14 protein-coding genes are annotated in these 20,340 nt (G+C 38.3%); 7 read left to right on the forward strand and 7 right to left on the reverse strand.

All coding sequences use genetic code 11. From position 1 onward, the window contains the following. The first annotated feature begins 1,123 nt into the window (after positions 1 to 1,123). The 7 genes from MXE38_RS09685 to MXE38_RS09715 all read left to right on the forward strand — a co-directional run bounded on the left by MXE38_RS09685 (position 1,124) and on the right by MXE38_RS09715 (position 8,959). On the forward strand, positions 1,124 to 1,915 hold the full coding sequence (locus tag MXE38_RS09685) for a hypothetical protein (RefSeq protein WP_246914291.1): 792 nt from the start codon (positions 1,124 to 1,126) through the stop codon (positions 1,913 to 1,915). A gap of 130 nt (positions 1,916 to 2,045) precedes the next feature. After that, positions 2,046 to 2,963: a hypothetical protein gene (locus tag MXE38_RS09690; RefSeq protein WP_246914292.1), complete on the forward strand. Its 918-nt coding sequence runs from the start codon at positions 2,046 to 2,048 to the stop codon at positions 2,961 to 2,963. 140 nt (positions 2,964 to 3,103) lie between these two features. After that, positions 3,104 to 3,292 carry a heme-binding protein gene (locus MXE38_RS09695; RefSeq protein WP_246914293.1) on the forward strand — a complete coding sequence of 63 codons (189 nt, stop codon included), beginning with the start codon at positions 3,104 to 3,106 and terminating at the stop codon, positions 3,290 to 3,292. A gap of 568 nt (positions 3,293 to 3,860) precedes the next feature. Then, a complete protein-coding gene (locus tag MXE38_RS09700; RefSeq protein WP_246914294.1) occupies positions 3,861 to 4,643 on the forward strand; it encodes a hypothetical protein in 783 nt (260 codons plus the stop codon). A 144-nt stretch (positions 4,644 to 4,787) separates the two neighbouring features. Beyond that, positions 4,788 to 5,420: a hypothetical protein gene (locus tag MXE38_RS09705; protein WP_246914295.1), complete on the forward strand. Its 633-nt coding sequence runs from the start codon at positions 4,788 to 4,790 to the stop codon at positions 5,418 to 5,420. Positions 5,421 to 6,419: 999 nt separating this feature from the next. Then, positions 6,420 to 6,959, forward strand: coding sequence for a hypothetical protein (locus MXE38_RS09710; RefSeq protein WP_246914297.1), 540 nt, complete (start codon positions 6,420 to 6,422; stop codon positions 6,957 to 6,959). 938 nt (positions 6,960 to 7,897) lie between these two features. Then, a complete protein-coding gene (locus MXE38_RS09715) occupies positions 7,898 to 8,959 on the forward strand; it encodes a hypothetical protein (RefSeq protein ID WP_246914299.1) in 1,062 nt (353 codons plus the stop codon). Positions 8,960 to 9,929: 970 nt separating this feature from the next. Here MXE38_RS09715 and MXE38_RS09720 read toward each other — a convergent pair. The 7 genes from MXE38_RS09720 to MXE38_RS09750 all read right to left on the reverse strand — a co-directional run bounded on the left by MXE38_RS09720 (position 9,930) and on the right by MXE38_RS09750 (position 20,155). Continuing rightward, a complete protein-coding gene (locus tag MXE38_RS09720; RefSeq protein WP_246914301.1) occupies positions 9,930 to 10,163 on the reverse strand; it encodes a hypothetical protein in 234 nt (77 codons plus the stop codon). A gap of 3,486 nt (positions 10,164 to 13,649) precedes the next feature. Beyond that, entirely contained in the window at positions 13,650 to 14,618 is a 969-nt protein-coding gene (locus MXE38_RS09725; protein ID WP_246914303.1) for a flagellin, read from the reverse strand. Positions 14,619 to 14,671: 53 nt separating this feature from the next. Then, the gene (locus MXE38_RS09730; RefSeq protein ID WP_246914305.1) at positions 14,672 to 15,640 is read right to left on the reverse strand and encodes a flagellin; all 969 of its coding nucleotides are present in this window, start codon (positions 15,638 to 15,640) and stop codon (positions 14,672 to 14,674) included. Positions 15,641 to 15,693: 53 nt separating this feature from the next. Beyond that, a complete protein-coding gene (locus tag MXE38_RS09735; RefSeq protein ID WP_246914306.1) occupies positions 15,694 to 16,656 on the reverse strand; it encodes a flagellin in 963 nt (320 codons plus the stop codon). A gap of 53 nt (positions 16,657 to 16,709) precedes the next feature. Next, positions 16,710 to 17,678 (reverse strand): flagellin, encoded by a 969-nt coding sequence (locus MXE38_RS09740; protein WP_246914307.1) that lies wholly within the window; start codon positions 17,676 to 17,678, stop codon positions 16,710 to 16,712. Positions 17,679 to 17,731: 53 nt separating this feature from the next. Further along, the gene (locus tag MXE38_RS09745) at positions 17,732 to 18,697 is read right to left on the reverse strand and encodes a flagellin (RefSeq protein ID WP_246914308.1); all 966 of its coding nucleotides are present in this window, start codon (positions 18,695 to 18,697) and stop codon (positions 17,732 to 17,734) included. Between the two features lie 972 nt (positions 18,698 to 19,669). Beyond that, positions 19,670 to 20,155 carry a DUF4253 domain-containing protein gene (locus tag MXE38_RS09750; RefSeq protein ID WP_246914309.1) on the reverse strand — a complete coding sequence of 162 codons (486 nt, stop codon included), beginning with the start codon at positions 20,153 to 20,155 and terminating at the stop codon, positions 19,670 to 19,672. Between the last annotated feature and the right edge of the window lie 185 nt (positions 20,156 to 20,340).

Here is a 20,340-nt window from a genome sequence, read left to right on the forward strand (position 1 = left end):
ACATAAGTGTTTAATAGCTTATAAGTCCTGACTATAAAACTACACTATTTTATCCTTCTGTATTATATTTTATAAACAACGTTAATTATTTGTTTTTATCTGACGCATCAAATTGTCGGTCTATATGATAAGTTAATATTAGAAACTACAACTTAAGGCTAAGGCTAAGGCTTTAAAGAGGACATGTAATAGACAGTAGGTTTTTTTGTATCCTCCAGTCTTGGTCAAAACATATTGCTATGAAGGCAACACCTTGCTTACTCATTAAAGAATGCTCTTTGCCTAATTGAGTAGCTTTTGTCTCTATTACGTCAATATACTGTCCATCATAGACAATGATTAGGAATTTTAGGTGAATCCTCGTATCAAAAGTGAGGACAATGAAAAAGATAAAGTCTTGTTTTGTCATACAGTTTGCTTTATTTCATCACTGCCCAACCACCAACCACATGGTCGGAGGAGCACTAGAATGTTTTCAATAAGCATTAGCAAACTTTGTGATGGTGTTTGGCTGTAGTATTAGTAGTAAGCTACTATACAAAGTTAAGCCCAAGCTAAAGCTTCTGCTGTAATTAAGTAAGGTCTTAAACAAGTAATATAGTCTTTTACTCATGATGCTTTCGTATGATTGTGCCCAGTCTTGTGTGCGTTCAAACGCAGCTTGGTGGAGGCTAGTCCTGTAGATAAGATGTGAGGAATAGGGTTAGGTGCTGACAATCCTGATGACCAGAATCCTTTGAATGAAGTGGAAAGGACAAAATATGCTTGGCTTTGCTCTAATGGAAGAAAGAGATGAATTATTAAGAGTCAATCGCCACGAAAGTCTTTGAACGTGGATGTTCTTAAACAAAGTAGGGCTTAACTAAAGCTAGGGCGTAAGACTGCAAGCAGATCTACACAGTGCGGATTCATGCATACATATAAAGCTATATATAGATATTCACTAAAACCCTTTCTGTTACTACTTTAACAAACGCTTGATTATAGCAATATCTTTATTACTCATATTAGTAAGTAATAGAATAATTTACTTGTTAGCATAATTTGAATTATCATTGTTGCAGATACATGAAAATATGATATAGTATCTATATCATTTGCTTTTAAAGGAAAAGATTTCTTTATGAATATTGTTGTTTTGTTTGAAGCTAGCGACGAGCAAAAAGCTAGTCTTCAAAGTGCTCTACCTCAATGGAATATTTCTGAATTAATGGAGTCACTAGTTTTATCTGCTGGACATTGCGACTTAGACGATGATGACTTGGATGAGTTTAAGAAATATCTGAGCGAAAGCTTTGCCATTACTTGGGATAAGAGAGAATCAGGAAAGTTGTACTCTGTCAATGGAGTTAACCTTGCTAATTACCATAGCTTAGTTGTAAAAGATGCTAAGTTTGCTAAATGTGATTATGTAGATTTAGCTGATAATTACGCTAAATTAGCATTCGGCATTTTGCGTTTTGTTTTAGATGCCTCACAAATTAAATCTTACACCATACTATGTTCATTCTTCTCTAAGAATAAGCATGGTTACGAATTTTGGTCTCGTCAAAGTTCCTCAGGTTGCTTCGAAGACCTAAAGCTCTTAATCACTAATTCTGAACTTCTTCCTGGTTTAAACGGCTATAGCACTATTGATGATCTAAAAGCACAATGGTGTGAACTTACAGGCGAGTCATTAGAGCAGGTACAGCTCTTAAAGGATAAGTCATTCTTATTACTTGCAGAGTACTACAACTATGCTGCCATCTTAGATAAGATTCCAGCTAAGATAAAAACTCGTAAGAAGAGCATTGAGACAAAAGGATCAGCTGTTAAGGTTATGGAAGCTGATGATGGTGTGCGTTATGACGACTTCTTTGACAAAAATCAATCTCTTCACTTAGGTCTACATAATTTTTTACCTAACGCTTAAATGTTAAGGGATTCTCTGGTTGCTATTAAGTGGAAGCTAAACCCATAGATTATCCTAAACTTGTTGTTAATTCTTACCTGGAGCTGTGCCATAAGACCCTTAATAATGCGGTATTAGGCACGAAACTACTATGAATATTGCTGTACTATTTGATGCCAATGCTGAGCAACAAGCTGCTCTAATTAAGCTAATGGCTGGCCAAAAAATTAATGATTGGCTTAAGAAGTTCGATTTAGATCTAGCTGAAGAGTGCTGGCTAGAAGAGGAAGATGTCAAAGAATATGGATGGGACAAGGTTTGTAAGACATCATATGAAATGGCTTTTGTCCGCCAAGATGGCTCATCCATTAATCCTAAAGAAGTTAAAGTAGCAGATCTTAAACCAGAGGACTTTTCCTTTTATAAGTTTGAGCTCAATAATATTGAGTTAGTCTATGAAAACTCATTTGATCAAATGATCAAATCAGTTTGGTCTCATGCTTTTGAAGACTGCGAAATTGAAGATTATGCTATCTTATGTTTTGAAGACAGCACTCGTGATTTAGGTGAAGAGCCAAAGTTCTCTATTAGTGTTCAATCTAGCGGTGCGTTAGAAGATCAAGTTTTTATTGGCGCTATTTCTGGCTGTCAGGACGGTAAATATCTTAAGATTAATCAAGGTATGGGTTGTGAGCCACGCTTCTGGGAAGGCAATGCGTCTGAGAATGCAGAAGGTTGCTACTCCATTATGACCCTAGAGTATGCCCGCAAGTATTGGTGCCAGCTTACCAACAACGATCTTAGTGAAGTTGAGCAGTTAAGTGTTGAGAACTTCTTAACTTTAGTAAACTATTACGACTACTCATCAATAGTAGATAAAGTAGCACCTGAACTTTTAACTAATGAGCAAAAGCTAAATAGTACGAACGATGGCTGCTCCCGTAATTTACTTAATTTTATCTCAACTGATGGTTATACCGAGAATTTATCTGAGCTCGATGAAAAAGAAAGCTTACGATTAGATTATGGGTTCCACTTGACTGTTGATTGTTTCTCTAAGAACAATTAATCAACTTTATTAAAGGCTTGAACACTGCGTTGTTCAGGCCTTTTTTAGTTGAGCTATACCATATTATTAAGATGCATTATTTGCCAACAGCAAAATATCTCCTCATAATGAATGGTTAGCTTTAAACCTAGAATCAGTAAATGCTTGAGTCTTTAGCACAAAATATAATAGCCAGAGCCCAAGCTGCTGCTGCAAAACAATTGGATGTCTCAGCTTGTATTAGTGTCGTTGACGAGTGGGGACTGCCCTATGGTTTTCTTCGCATGGATGATGCTCTTTCAGGATCTATTGATGTTTCCATGAAAAGCTCGCACAGCGACACTTTTTAGAAAAGATAGTGCTGATATAGGAGCCAGAGCTAAGCCTGGAGGGCCGATTTATACCTTAGAAGCTACCAATGGAGGACTTATCAGTTTTGGTGGCGGTGTCGTAGTTTGGGATCAAACCCAAAAAGTAATAGGGGCAGTAGGGGTATCAGGTGCCAGTGTAGAGCAAGCTCAAGCAATAGCTTTAATTGGTGACAATCGCCAATCAGAGCCAAGAGAGCAACGTTTGATTTGCTAACATCCTTGCACTTAGTATTCCTTAACTTACACCTTTATTAAAACTAACCTCCTCTAAAATTATCAAGTTGTAACTAGTAATGTCTTTTTTATCGCAAAAATAAGTAATTATCCCATCATGCGACGGCATGAGAGATATTAGCTAATTCCTTGAGGTGATAGCCATTAATGAGCTGTAGCGACATATTGAGTATGCCATTGCCAAAAGCATGTAGCTCAGGTTTAGCACTCAAAGTAAGAGATTTGCAAGCTTATACTTAAAGCGTGTTGTAAAGTAGCTATAGCTTTATTAGTCGGTTTATTCCAAGCATTTAGATTAAATAAAGGTTGTTTTATGGGACTTGATATCTACGCAGGAACAATTACTCGCTACTATAGTAGAGATTGGAAGACAGTGGTTCAACAATGGGCTGAGGCTAATGGCTACAAGTTTCACATTATCAACCCTCAGACCAATGATGACTTAGAACCTCAACCAGATGCATCGCCAGATGAAATTCATGAGGGAGTAGTTGCTTGGCAAAACGACCTTATTAATGCCCTTAACACTTCTCTAGAAAAGTCTTTTAGCCCATGGTCTGAAAATGCCAATACTCCTTATTACACCAATAAGCCAGACTGGGATGCTTTTGGCGCTCTGCTGTTAGTTGCCGCTTGTTGCTCCTATCACGAATCTATTCCTGAAACAGTAGAAAAAGACTGGGATTTTTGGGAAAACCCTATAATCATGCGCTTAGCAAGTGATGATGATAAAGTCTGGTCACTGTTAAGAGGAGCTGATTGGTGGCTGCCCTTAACTGGTTCATTTTGTTTTACAACCACATTACCCAATGAACAACAAACACTAGTTGGCACCTTGGATGGTTTAGAAAAAGAACTGACTAAAATCAACGACATGGCTTGGCAAGCCGACGAAGCCACTATCATTAGCTGGGCCCAAACCCAAGGCTATCCAGTTGAGGATAAGTTAGCTCAGGATGGCCCTTTTAGTAAGATGGATCTTGAGCCAGACACTACATACAATACTCAGTCTTTAGCTAAGTTTGCCTATTCAATACTATACCAGGCACTAAAGTTTGCTCAAAAGCACCACGTCACAATTACTCTAGATTATTAGTATTGGCTCTTAATGTTTCCAAATAGGCTTTAAGATAGGGTCTTTTCTCTCATAAGAATAATGTTCACATCATAAGACCTGCACCTAAAGTAGTTTAATGCTATATTGGTGCTCATAGACAAGAACAAATTAATAAGGACTATTATGATTAAGAACCAACAAGCTTATGATCAAGCTCTTGAAGAGATTGTAGACAACAATGACGATATCAAAGCGCTAAAGAACACTGTTGATCAAATCGCAAGCGAACTACTAGATGGCGACCCAAACGATACTTTAAGCCTTCTAGAGTTTTGCGTCGAAGAAGCTCCTTATGCCGCATGGGCTCTAATCAATAGTCCAGTAGCTTTCAAGCCTCTGCTTAATATTATCCTCAAATACGACAATGCTACTGATGAGCAGTTTGATGAGGATGACCACGCCATCCTTACCAAGCTTAGCAATACCATCAATGAGTTAGTTGAAGACGACATGTGGGACTATGATGTAGTAACTCGTAATTTCCGCTACATTGATCTTATTTCATCTGAATTTATACGTGATAATTTCTATGTTCATGATCTGTACGAGAGACTAACTGTGTATGCTCAAAGAGATCCTGAGGTTTTAGAAAGCGGATGCGCTTATAACGACTTTCTTGGACTTTATGCCATCACAACCGAAGCTTGCGAGCTTGAGATGAATCTAACCGATGCTGACCTTTTCGTCTTTGTCAAATTAGGTCGTTACGGTATCACTGAAAAGCAGTGGGATAAGATTCACGAGCAGTGGTTTTAATCAATAAGGTAATAATCTCACCTTAAAGGCCTAAACAATTATTGCTTAGGCTTTTATTTTAATCCTAGCAAATACGTTGTAACTAGCTAGAGCCTATATATCAGCAATATGATAAGAATTTAATTAGTGGTACGAAATGGCACATAATTAGGATTAACACGACTAGTTTACTCATGGCTTCGCCATACGGCACATGAAAATCAATGCAGCTTCCCAAATAATCATGAGGAATTGGGGCGGGGCGGTGCAGGGCAAAACGTGAGTGACCAAAATTTAGCAAAGCAGGATCCTGCTTAATATTGATTTCATACGATGTTGAATCTTTACAACATAATTATAAGAGAGCAGTACGGATGAGTGATCTACTAATTAATGATAGTCGCAGACCTTTGCTGATTACAGTACCAAAATAGCCAGCTTACGTTTTATTCTTTGTCACATAAAATGGTACTTTAATAAGTGGTTAAGACAAGCCTAACTAATTCCTAAGTTTACCCAGTTTTCTGTTTAACTATATCAATAGTCCTTAGGTAATGTATGCTTAAATCTATATAAGAGCATTGGCTCAATCTGGTAGGCTTATTTATACCTTGGGAGCGGCCAATTGAGGGCTGATATGCTTTGGTGCTACATTTGTTTGGGAAAACAACAAAGTAATATACCAAGTATTTGCTTTAATGTGCAGGAAAACATGCTAGCATACCAGCTTATGATCTTGAATCTTATCTAACAATAAGTCGTAGCCTATATTAGTTAGACTTTAATTTATGCTTTTGTGAAGGAGCGCATATAGACAGCACTGAACTAAACTATAATGCAATAATTAGTTTTAGTGATTGGTTTTATGAGTGCCTAGCTATGATAAAAATCCAACGTCTCTTCCTCAATATTGATGACGATGATAAGCTAATATTGTTTTCTCGACCTCGAGTTTCTTATGAGGTTGACAAATACCTATGGAGCTTTATAGAGGAAAATGTCCTTAGGTATCGTAATTTGATGAAAAGCACTAAGCACGACTACATCATATGTATTTGTTTAAAAAAATTCGATCCCAATAAACACCGCTATTTAATAGCAAGTACATATAATGGCGCATTAAAATATGAGTTAAATGACGACAGCTGTCAGAGATATCCTCTTAGTGATTTTACTCAGGCTAAAGAACGCACGACTTGGTTTGAACCCTCAAAGATATGGACAAATTGCGGCGATAAAGTTTTAGATGTGGACGTAATGTCTACTCTTGTTGACGAGTATATTACCCCTCGGCAATATGCAGACTTAGTTTACGATGGTATGGGAGCTGCTTTGGTTTTTAACTACAAACGTCTTACTAAAGAAATATTTGATGAGCAAAAGCTTAACCTTGATTGGGATTTTATAGATAGCTTTCATTTTCCTGCACCTTTTGAAGAACAGCAATATCTGGGAGACAACGACATTATTTACAGGTATAGCTGGGACGGCAAGGTCAAGAAGGACATAATAGGGCCATATGTGGTAAAGGATATTTACCTTAAACATTTCGGGCTATAGGAAATTGCGAGCAAAAAGCCTTGATCTAAATTTGTTAAAGGATATATTAACGCAATTAGCCTAATACCAATTAATAGAGACACCTATTAATAATAACACTCAAGTCTATTATCGAGTACTTCAAGAGCTCATAGAAAAACAAGACGATATTGATGTACTAAAGAGCAGTGTGGATCAATTCACATGTACGATATGGGCGAAGAACAGTTTGATAAGATTCATGAACAGTGGTTTTAATTAACAATGTAATAATCTAACCTTAAAGGCCTAAACTTCAAAAGCTTAGGCCTTATTTTATTACATAGTAAATCATGATGCAGCCATCAATGGCTTATATATCTGTTTTCTGATACAAAAACTGGGAAAAGAAGCACGTACAACATAATTGCTATCGCATGGGTAAGCTTTTGGGGGCAGCAACATAGGGAGGCATATATTATTGCGTAATAGCAGTATCAAGAACTTAGGTAATACGACCAGCACACATAGTAAGCAACTCGACAGCTACTGCTTAAGCTGCCACATATGATCTATCAGTACCAGCCAATACTACTCTTAAAGGAAAGGTATAAGCCACAAGAGTGAGTAGGGCTAGAATTTGATTAATGTTAATTTGATCCTATGAATGCTTTATCAGTTGGTTTAAAATAAAGTAGGGAAGAGATATTGCCAATCTATACAATCTCACCCGTCTAGATACTCTAGCTAAGCATCATGCATGTTGATTATTTGCCTTAACTATCAGTAAGGCAAGTCCATTAGCCAGAGCTTGAAAGATAAGATCGACAAATTAAGAAATTATCGTAAATCTCGATAATAAGTGCGCCACCCACTAATGAAGCTTGGCCTACCCTTGTAATCAATTATTAACTAAACTTTAAGCCAGTAATGTATACCATTAGCTGACCTTTGCAAATAATAAGGGATCCATAATATCTATGGCAAAAATACCTAAGTTTAACCTCACCATGGATGGAGAATTAGTTCGCTCTATTGAGGAACTCCAAAACAACTTTTCAGTTGACGATATTCTTGATCACTTCGAGTCCAAGCGTCTTCACAAGTGGCTTAAGTCTCGTGGCTATACAGACTATCTTACCAAGGTAGAGTCTATTGAGTATGATGACAAAACTGCCATCATTAAGCCACTTATGGACATCTTTAAAATTGATTACTCTGACGAAGACCTGGCAGATATCTTAGACCAGCTTAAATATGTCCCAACCACAGCAAATCATACTGCTTTAGTACCAGTTACTACTGCTCAAGCAGATAGCAACAAATTTCCTGTAGCTCCTCTTTCCAAAGATGTTTCTGGCTCAGTAAACTTAGATTACGAGTCTCAAAAATACGATGCGTTGGTTAACGAGATTATTAATGATCCTGAGAATCTTGAACTAATTAAGAAGAACATCGACATTTTAGCTTCAAAATACTACGCATTTTACTCAAGAGATGCTTTGTATCTTTTTTACAAACTCTCAAAACACTCAGATCTAGCTCTTTTTGCAATCTTAGATAATCCTAAGGCCATCAAGCCTTATCTTCCTTTCTTTGGGAAAGAAAATCTTTCTTATAGCTCTTATAGCTATGATTGCGAGCGTATTTGCTATGCACGAGCCGGTAATTTTAACATCGATGGCGATATTGCTGAATTAGACATTCCTGACCACTTCACAACTCTATTTAACGAAATAGCCGAAGCAATTTATCATGAGCGCAATGTAGCTGAAAATTACAAGCTCTTCCCTCACATTAAAAAAGCTGTAGATCACTGTAAAACAACTTCTTTTGCAATAGTCCTATCTTCAGAAAACTTCAGATACGCAGATTTTGGATCCTACAGTAATTTACACATCTACAGAGAACTACATGGTAAACGATATTATGACTCTGATGAAAGTTATATTTATTATGTTGATCTTGCAGACTATGAGCTTCCTCAAGAGTACTTAAATGCGTTCTTCAAAGAAGTCGCAGAGATCGTTGCTAGGGGTTAGGTTTTATCAATTAAACAAATTGAGCTCATAGTAATGGTAGTTAAGTAAGCATATGTTTAGGACTTAATCATTTTGATAGTCTAAAACACATGCAATATGTGCAGTTAAACAACAGGCCTTAGCAGTAATATGCTAGGGCCTTATTTTTGGGTAAACTAAATCAGTTGTAACTAGTATTAGCTTATTTATCAGAATTATAAAGATAATCAGGCACATAATACAGAATAGCGCATACTTTCATCATTTTATGACTAGTTATACCCAATCATGAGCCATACAGCTCACTAAAAATGGCGCTTCCAACACCATATAAAGACTAAAAGTCCCAAGCTGGGCAACAAAGCGACAGGCTTAAGAATAACTAATAACAAACTGCTCAAGAGCAAAAACTAATTATGTTAAATTTATTCATCATACCTTCAAGAAAGCAATAGGGCATATTTCCATTTCACCTAGCAAAGACATCAGGAGTAGGGCTACTTATGCTAAAGTCTTTAGTCAAAATTGCTTTAGGTCATGTCACTATAGATGGTACTATTATGATTATTTATCAAAATCTAACCTAGGCCAACGCTTAAAGTTTCACTTCTACTTAGCAACCTCTTACACCATATCTTAAGTAAAAGCACAAGTTAAAGTATCACCTTACACTTACTTCCAAGAGCAATCGCAATTTATTGCCACCTGAGACTGAGTTTAAAATTCTGATTATAAATTTATTTAGTATCATATAAAGTGACATGATAATAAAGAATTATAGACTACTAAAATATAAAGGAGAGCACTTTTACAGCTCTTAAAAGTCCTTCTTATCACTTCAAAATTAACATTCCTACTGCAACCCCAGCTATAAAGTTATGGTCTGTCTGTCACCATGTTGGTAAGTATAGGTAGTCTAACCAAGAGTAAAACCAACCAAAGCTTCCTTAAAAGTCTACCTAAACTTTCACCAGAAGCACCAGCTCCAAGCTTAGCCAGCTTTAGCAAGCTTCTTTCTATAAGTATCTTTTATATCATATTCTATGACATGATAATTAATCGAAGCTAACGCAACTTCAATCTTATGCAACCATATACTTTCAAGTACTATACTTAATCTCATCCACCTTGCCCACGTAACAAGCCTTCTAATAATTGCCCAGCAACCAATCGCTACTCCTAAAAGCAGAGAGTAGGGTTTTATCATTGCTACTTTATTGTGCATTTTTCTTTTACTGATCTTCGGTTAGGTCTCGAGCTAAGCTCTTCATATACTCAGCCCAAAATCATAATCATACTCCTAAGGTCTCATCTCAAGTTAACCACTACGACCTTCATAAGCTATCACTCGTTACTATCCAAGCTATGACTTTAGCATTCAATGCAAAGGTATAGGGAGAATAGGGGATTACAAAATTGAAGTTTTTAGGCATTTTAGTAGCATCTAATATGACATGATAATTATGTAGCCAAACTCCAGTTCCATCCCTAGTGCCAGTTCATACCTTCTTACTTATGTCACTCTAGCACCTACCTTAGCAGGCAATGCGATACTACCAAAGTTGTTTGCGTACCCTCCTTCCTAAGCTCTAACCTGAACCTAGCTTTGCTCAAACTGTCTTACCTACCCTGGTAGCATTGGCCCCAAGTGGCGTATCTGTCTGCTCTTACCATTGATAATTTTCTATAGTTGGCCTTTCATCTGTACCATAGCCTCATATTGCTGCCATAATTTATAACTTCTGCTAGATGATGGAGGTGCACTTGGGGTTATGTGTGGACATATGCGGTTAACTGTATATTGTATGGTCTTATTTTAAAATTGACTGTGAGCATGTGCGGTTGTGATGTTCCGATAATGGGCATTATGTTAAATCTTTTGATAGTGTCCCCAAGGAGGCGGCTTCTCAAGGTTGATATATAAACTTTAGTAAATACGTACTCATAACATGATTATCTAGACGTATTATCAGTAGCTCCAAAACCTCAAAAGCGCTTCATAATTACTATAATTTTTAGATAATTATTATCGGAACATGCTAGTATTTTAACGAACATAACAAGCCACATCCCATGCACGCATACATAGCAGCAAGCTCATCTGACCATAAGCTATAATCAAATAAAAGCTAAGACCAAGAAGATTTTCATGTCATATATGATTTGTGGTGTCACAAATATAAGCACCATGACGGATAAGTAAGTTAAACAGGCATAGATTACAGTCTCAGTGAGCTAACGATAATTTGGGGGATGAGCTTCGACAGGCATTCGAGTATGAAGTTGTGTCTTAGGGATTAACCAGGCTGCTTAATAAACAAAAGAGGCAGCAAGTTGTAAAATCACTAAGTCAGGAGACAGCTTTTATGTGGCAGCATATTGCACTAATAAGGTGAGAGAATGTTAATCACGAAGTCTTAAAGAGATCTCTTAAGGAAGCCCTCATACCTCTGGTAACAGCTCATACCTAAGTCGCTTCTTCAACATACTCCCTAGCTCCTGCCCAACCTAACTCATGTCTTGGGATGGTTTATAAAATTCTAAACATAATTTTCATCTAAGTGGTGTCACACATTTTGAACTTAGAGGCTCCTTAAAATCCCCTATTATCTACCCTACTTATACGCCAAATTTATGGCTGGTAGCAGCATGATACAGGCATATTGAGTATCAAGAAAATGAGTATCCACCACTGAGAAGATTCCAAAATGATCTAACAACTTGTAACCAAGGTATATACATACCTTAACTTTAGGAGTAACCAAGATAACTTTTGAGTACTCCTGGAGATACCCTTATCAATGGCAACCTCATTGTTAACTAAGACTGCTCCAAATAATTTTCATCTAGTGGTGTCACATTATTAGTACCATGCTAGTAGTATTTGACCATCAAGGAAATAGACGATAATGGCTGACATGGGAACCACTGGGTATGTCAGCAGCGGAGCTAGATTATGAAATTTATGACTGGATGACCAGAAGCAGAAATTTAGATAGAGTTTGAGCAAAGGCTTTAACGAAGCAAGTGGGCATTTTCATATATGTTTCTATGACACTGCCTCATTTAATCGACATGATAATTTTGCGTTTGCCATTAAACTACCCCTACTCTTTCCTATCTCACGGAGAGATAAGTTTGCTTCTGTTTTAGAAAATATTACAGACATATGTTATTAACCAAATATGTTATATTTTAAAGATATAATTGATTATGTGAATTTTAGTGTATCTATAATCTTTTGATAAGCTTGTTATTTATCATATTTAAACAAGTATTCGCGCTACTATAAACAGATGCGACGTTTTGGAGAATTAAATTAATTATTGAGTATAGTTATAAGCAAGTATGCACCATACAGCTTTAGCAAACTTAGAGTAATTTAAAGTGTTTTAGTGGCAACTTAACCAGTTGGGCTAGAGCTGGCAAATTGGGCTGATTTATAGAGTTGACTGCTCAAACTTCTGTAGAGAGCTTCATAAGTGGAAGCTTATGAGGGGTATGAGTTAATTTAATTAAGGTCAATGTTGAACCCACTTCTTATTGGTTGATTGGAGCAATTAGTTTAGGAGTGACTATGACTTTAGCACGTGCTTCTAGTAACCAAGGATTCAAGTAAAAATCTTGTGGGATATCCTGCGCCTCACTAAGGATTAATATGTCTGTTCTTATGAGGAGCTAAATTAGGTTTAAGTGAAATCGATCTCCTTTAAGGAATTAGTATCGTAATGTTAAAAGAGAAAACATCTTTAGATAATTAACACCAAGGAAAAGTACTCTAAAGAAGCTAATCGAATAGTAGATACTCATTAGTAAAGGCATGAATACTGTGACTATGTGCTATAGGTAAAGGACAATATAAGCGGTGCCCCTACTTATGACTTAAACACCTTTATGACCGCTAGCTAGATGGCTAAGCTTTTAGGTGAACCTATAGTGTTATTGGCTAGCTTGTTTTGAATCAGATAATGGTCTATATCAGGGGACTACCGAGTACTAAGGCGCCGCTCAATTAAATTTACTGAGATTCTTTATAGCTGACTGTTTGTATAGTGCAAGGCCCCTCCTAGGCTTAGAGGTAATGTTGAATACTGCTATAAGATGAGTAGAAGCTGGAGCTGCTATATGGATGCATCCCTACTTTGTGCCTATGTTCTTAGTCTCTAGTGGTTAAAGTGTTTGCTTAAGTCTGCGCTATATGCGCTATATGATAGTGAAGACTTTATTAAAGAGACCATGCTTTCAACATAAGGATTAAAGAACACTTTGGTAGTTGAGGATCAGTAAAGCTTAGTATGTATCTTTTCACTCAAAAGATAAGTACATGCCCCTACTCTCTTAGTCTACTTAGGACATTTCTGATAAGAGGCTTTCAAAATAATAAAGACATATGTTATTTACATTAATGTTAAATTATTAACAAGAATTGCCAAGGCTAAATTGTTTATATCTATATTCGCATTATAGATTCGATGTTTAAGGTAATTCTTAGTAGATTTTTAATTAGCGATGATTTGGCTAATATAATTATGCTATTGAGTGTCAATACCCTTATCATGCGCTGTACTGCTTATAGAAAATTACTTATTCTGATAGTAATTTAGTTTTAGCATAAACCTCATATTACTGAAAAGCTCCTAGGCCTTGCGACCTAAGAGCTTTTGGAATACCTATTTAGCAAGCCATCATTACTGGCTCACCTGACCCATAACTAGCCTAACATTGATAAAGCTAATTGTGGACGGCTGTTAGCCTGCATTAACATAGAAGTTGCAGCTTGCTGAATAATTGACTGCTGGCTTAAAGCAGCAGACTCTTCTGCAAAGTCAGCATCACGAATACGTGAGCGTGCATCAGCTTGGTTAGCTGCTACGTTAGACTGATTGCGAATTGAGGATTCAAGGCGGTTTTGTAGGGCACCAAGGTCAGAACGCTTGCTATCTACAGCAGCAATTACCTTATCAATATTTGCTAAGGTGTTCTTAGCGGCCTGAGCACTAGAAATAGTCCAACGAGCAGAAATCGCTGGGGTATTATTAGTTGCGGCCTTACCTTTTACTAATCCAGTACCACCAGCTGCCGCAGCGGCTGCTGCATCTGCACCACCTTGCACACCACCCATATCGGCTGTACCACTAAGAGTAAATGCTGTTTGACCAATATCAAAAACAATCTCATCACCGTTATTGGCACCTACTTGGAAAGTAATTTTTCCATCGGTACCAATTAGAGAGTTCTTATTGGTATTGTTATCTAACTTACCATTCAAAATGGTTTGGCCGCCGTACTTGGTTTGCTCTGCAATACGAGTAATTTCAGTAGAAAGACTGGTAGCTTCCTGCTGTAAAGCGTCATAATCAGCTTTTGTATTTGTGCCATTTGCAGCTTGCACGGCTAAAGTACGGATCTTTTGGAGCATGTTGGTGGTCTCATCAAGAGCACCTTCCATGGTTTGAGCAACAGCAATAGCATCATTGGTATTGCGGTTACCTTGGTTAAGTCCGTTGATTTGTGTGGTTAAACGGTCTGCAATCTGTAAACCAGCAGCGTCATCTTTAGCAGAGTTAATTCTCATGCCAGAGCTTAGGCGCTGATAAGTAGTAGTTAACTGGTTTTGAACGTTATTTAAGTAGCGGCGACCATTTAATGAAGATACGTTCGTGTTGACGTAAACTGCCATATTAAGTACCTCTATATAGTTTTACTATTAATTTAATAGAACGAGACTTACTATTAGCCTAACATTGAGAGAGCTAATTGAGGACGGCTGTTTGCCTGCATTAACATAGAGGTGGCAGCCTGTTGAATAATGGACTGTTGGCTTAAAGCAGCAGACTCTTCTGCAAAGTCAGCATCACGAATACGTGAACGTGCATCTGCCTGATTAGCAGCTACATTTGACTGATTGCGGATTGAGGACTCAAGGCGGTTTTGTAGGGCACCAAGGTCAGAGCGCTTACTATCAACCTGTGCGATAATCTTATCAATGTTTTCTAAAGTCTTTTTAGCAGCCTGAGCACTTGAAATAGTCCAGCGAGCATATACTTTTGCTTGGTTTTGGCCAGCAGCTTTGCCGTGAATGATACCAGTACCGTCTTGACCGATAGCTGCGGCAGCATCGTCCTTACCTGCAAGACCAGCCATGTCAGCTAAACCTGTAAGGGTAAAGGCATGCTCACCAATATTGAGCTCAATCTCATCACCTTTATTAGCGCCAACTTGGAAAACTACCTTACCATCAGCACCAATAAGGGAATTAGGGTTTGTATTAGCGGCCTGCTTGCCATTTAATACGGTCTGGCCACCAAACTTGGTTTGCTCTGCGATACGGCCCATCTCAGCAGATAAGCTAGTTACTTCCTGCTGTAAAGCGTCGTAATCAGCTTTGGTATTTGTTCCGTTTGCAGCTTGCACAGCTAAGGTACGGATCTTTTGGAGCATGTTGGTGGTCTCATCTAGAGCACCTTCCATGGTTTGAGCAACAGCAATAGCGTCATTGGTATTGCGGTTACCTTGGTTAAGTCCGTTGATTTGGGTTGTTAAACGGTCTGCAATCTGTAAACCAGCAGCGTCATCCTTAGCAGAGTTAATTCTCATGCCTGAGCTTAATCTTTGATAAGTAGTTGTGAGCTGGTTCTGAACGTTATTTAGGTATCTTCTACCATTCAATGAAGATACGTTCGTGTTAACATAAACTGCCATATTAATTACCTCTATATACTTTTACTATTAGTTACAATAAACAGTACTTACTATTAGCCTAACATTGAGAGAGCTAATTGAGGACGGCTGTTTGCCTGCATTAACATAGAGGTGGCAGCCTGTTGAATAATAGATTGCTGGCTTAAAGCAGCAGACTCTTCAGCAAAGTCAGCGTCACGAATACGTGAACGTGCATCAGCTTGGTTAGCAGCAACGTTAGACTGATTACGGATTGAGGATTCAAGGCGGTTTTGTAGGGCACCAAGGTCCGAACGCTTGCTATCAACTGCTGCAATTACCTTATCGATGCTTGCTAAAGTATTCTTAGCAGCCTGTGCGCTAGAAATAGTCCAACGAGCAGCTACTGGTGCATTACCTTGAGCATTACCCTTAACTAAACCTGACTTACCAGCGGCAGCAGCATCGGCTCCAGTTGCCTCGCCTGCAACACCGCCCATTTCAGCTGTACCAGTTAGACTAAAAGCAAGTTGTCCTATATCAAATACAATCTCATCACCGTTATTCGCACCTACTTGGAAGGTGATCTTGCCGTTACCGTCAATTAATGAGTTCTTGTTTTTGTTGGCATCTAACTTACCATTTAGGATGGTCTGGCCACCATACTTGGTTTGCTCTGCAATACGAGTAATTTCGGAAGAAAGGCTGGTAACTTCCTGCTGTAAAGCATCGTAATCAGCTTTTGTATTTGTTCCATTTGCAGCTTGCACAGCTAAGGTACGGATCTTTTGGAGCATGTTGGTGGTCTCATCGAGAGCACCTTCCATGGTTTGAGCAACAGCAATAGCATCATTGGTATTGCGGTTACCTTGGTTAAGTCCGTTGATTTGGGTGGTTAGACGGTCTGCAATCTGTAAACCAGCAGCGTCATCCTTAGCAGAGTTAATTCTCATGCCTGAGCTTAGGCGCTGATAAGTAGTAGTTAATTGGTTTTGAACGTTATTTAGGTATCTTCTACCATTCAATGAAGATACGTTCGTGTTGACGTAAACTGCCATATTAATTACCTCTATATACTTTTGTTATTGATATTAGAGAACAGAACTTACTATTAGCCTAACATTGAAAGGGCTAATTGTGGACGGCTGTTAGCCTGCATTAACATAGAGGTGGCAGCCTGTTGAATAATGGACTGTTGACTTAAAGCAGCTGACTCCTCAGCAAAGTCAGCATCACGAATACGTGAGCGTGCATCAGCTTGGTTAGCTGAAACGTTAGACTGATTGCGAATTGAGGATTCAAGGCGGTTTTGTAGAGCACCAAGGTCTGAGCGCTTGCTATCAACCTGAGCAATAATCTTATCAATGTTTTCTAAAGTCTTTTTAGCAGCCTGAGCACTTGAAACAGTCCAGCGAGCATATACTTTTGCCTGATTATTACCAGCAGCTTTACCATTTACAATACCAGTACCGTCAGCTCCAATTGCATCAGCTACGTCGTCTTTACCTGCGAGACCAGCCATATTTGCTAATCCTGTAAGAGTAAAAGCATGCTCACCAATATTAAGCTCAATCTCGTCACCCTTATTAGCGCCAACTTGGAAAACTACCTTACCATCAGCACCAATAAGGGAATTAGGGTTTGTATTAGCATCAAGCTTACCATTTAATACAGTTTGACCACCAAACTTAGTTTGCTCTGCGATACGGCCCATCTCAGCAGATAAGCTAGTTACTTCCTGCTGTAAAGCGTCGTAATCAGCTTTTGTATTTGTTCCGTTTGCAGCTTGCACGGCTAAGGTACGGATCTTTTGGAGCATGTTGGTGGTCTCATCAAGAGCACCTTCCATGGTCTGAGCTAAGGCAATAGCATCGTTGGAATTGCGATTACCCTGGTTAAGTCCGTTGATTTGGGTTGTTAAACGGTCGGCAATCTGTAAACCAGCAGCGTCATCCTTAGCAGAGTTAATTCTCATGCCTGAGCTTAGGCGCTGATAAGTAGTAGTTAACTGGTTTTGAACGTTATTAAGGTATCTTCTACCATTCAATGAAGATACGTTCGTGTTGACATAAACTGCCATATTAAGTACCTCTATATACTTTTACTATTAATGGTATAAAACGTGACTTACTATTAGCCTAACATTGAAAGGGCTAATTGTGGACGGCTGTTAGCCTGCATTAACATAGAGGTGGCAGCCTGTTGAATAATGGACTGTTGACTTAAAGCAGCAGACTCTTCAGCAAAGTCAGCATCACGAATACGTGAACGAGCATCAGCCTGGTTAGCTGCAACGTTTGATTGATTGCGAATTGAGGATTCAAGGCGGTTTTGTAGGGCACCAAGGTCAGAACGCTTGCTATCAACTGCGGCAATTACCTTATCAATATTTGCTAAGGTGTTCTTAGCAGCCTGAGCACTGGAAATAGTCCAGCGAGCAGCAACTGCTGCATTGTTACCTGCTGCAGCCTTTCCTTTTACTAATCCAGTACCATTAGCACCTGCAGCATCAGCAAGATCTTTACCCTCTACCTGACCCATTTGTGCAGTACCAGTAAGACTAAATGCGAGTTGACCAATATCAAATACAATTTCATCGCCATTATTGGCACCAACTTGGAAGGTGATCTTACCGTTACCGTCAATTAGAGAGTTTTTGTTGGTATTAGTATCTAACTTACCATTTAAAATAGTTTGGCCACCGTACTTGGTTTGCTCAGCAATACGAGTAATTTCAGTAGAAAGGCTGGTAGCTTCCTGCTGTAAAGCGTCGTAATCAGCTTTAGTATTTGTGCCATTTGCAGCTTGCACAGCTAAGGTACGGATCTTTTGGAGCATGTTGGTGGTCTCATCAAGAGCACCTTCCATGGTTTGAGCAACAGCAATAGCGTCATTGGTATTGCGGTTACCTTGGTTAAGTCCGTTGATCTGGGTGGTTAAACGGTCGGCAATCTGTAAACCAGCAGCGTCATCCTTAGCAGAGTTAATTCTCATGCCTGAGCTTAGGCGCTGATAAGTAGTAGTTAACTGGTTTTGAACATTATTTAAGTAGCGGCGACCATTTAATGAAGATACGTTCGTATTGACATAAACTGCCATAGTCTTCTTGACCTCTATATATCTTTCAGTGATTGTTTTTATTAACTAAGCATGCCAGATCCTATAGAAGCTTTAACTTGACCTGGAACAGTAATGCTTTAGCATGCGAAGTGATTGCTAAAATTAACAATTATCATTATATTTAACGAATGTTTATGCGTAATCTTTAATAAGATAGTATTATTGCTAAAGCAAGCATATATCAGCTGTTTTCCCTTAATGCTAGATACTTAAAAAGTAGAGTATTTTTAGAGCTGACCTATCTCCTGCTTTTAATAACTTCATGATAGCTTTTTACTATTACAACCCCTGCGTATTTTGAAAACCCCACACCTTCTTTCGCTAATTCTCTTTCAATGATGGCTATATTAATTTGATTAGAATATATTTGATATTTGATATTAATTTGCTATCCACTTCTGCGGTCTTATTCTTGAATTTTTGGCAAACAAAAAGGCTCTTACCTTGTCCAGATAAGAACCTTTTAGTTAATGCTTATAATTATGTTTTCCCTATCCTAACATTTAAGGGCTAGCTTTATCTTTCCTGTAATTAGCCTAAGCCATACTAATCTAACCTTAATAAGGCCAATTAGAGGAGACGGTTTTCCTGTATGACCATATGCTTGGCTTGGTTGGAGGCCCTTACAGACAAACTGATTGTTTGTGTAAAACAGCAAGCCTCTCAGCAAAATCAGTAGCAAGAGTTCAAAGAAATTCAAAGGGACAGCCAAGCATAAGAAGTAAGGAATTAATTAGCATTAATGCAACTATTGAAACTGATGAACGTATCTTAGTCTTAGCTGCAAGTATATGCATTAGCACGAGAAGTAAGGTCTGACTAATACCTTTGAAGCCAAGTTAGTACTCACCTATCTTTCAAATTAGTGCATTGTCGTGCAATTGTGTTTATTTCACGATTATCTCGCACAATAATGCTGTCGTTGTCGAATTTTGAAAGATAGGTGTTGTACTAGTCGATTGCCTTATAGACATACTCCCATTGCAATGTCCAAATTGTGGATTTGGTTAGAGTATCAGCCAACTGGCCCATGGTTGTGTCGTAATCTAAATCGCAACAGTATGCATACATGTCCAAAGCTGCTTGCAAAGCTTTATCTTTAGAGATTGGCTCTGGAACCTTAAATTCCAAGCAGTCTCCACTCATTGCAACCAAGGTAGCATTGTATTCTTTGTAGAAGTACTTGGTCATAGCCATATTCCATAAGGTAGTATCAAAGCATTGTTTATAGCTACCAAGAGGTAAATAGGCAAAGATCTTCCAAGGCACTTTACCAGGGATTTTAGCTAAGATTACAGGAGCGGTGCCTTTACGGCCACGAATGCAGGACAGACTATCGATTTGGCGGCCATCTTCAATTGGGCCGATAACATCTTCTTCCCAATCCTCGCCAGTGTAATCACAACGTCCTTTGCGGTGCTCTAACAAGTAATCCAATAAGTCCCTGCCATCAGGCAGTTTCTTTTTTAAGATATTACTGCGATAGCGTTCAATTGGATCAATTGAAAATCTTGTGGGATTTTTTTAATCACACTATTTTGCACCAAAATAAGTCAACGATCTATTTTGATGCAAGTAATAATTTTTACAAAACATTATGCATGCGCTGTCTTAACGGAACC

Source organism: Anaerobiospirillum sp. NML120448 (genome assembly GCF_023050945.1).
In the GTDB taxonomy this organism is placed as follows: domain Bacteria; phylum Pseudomonadota; class Gammaproteobacteria; order Enterobacterales; family Succinivibrionaceae; genus Anaerobiospirillum.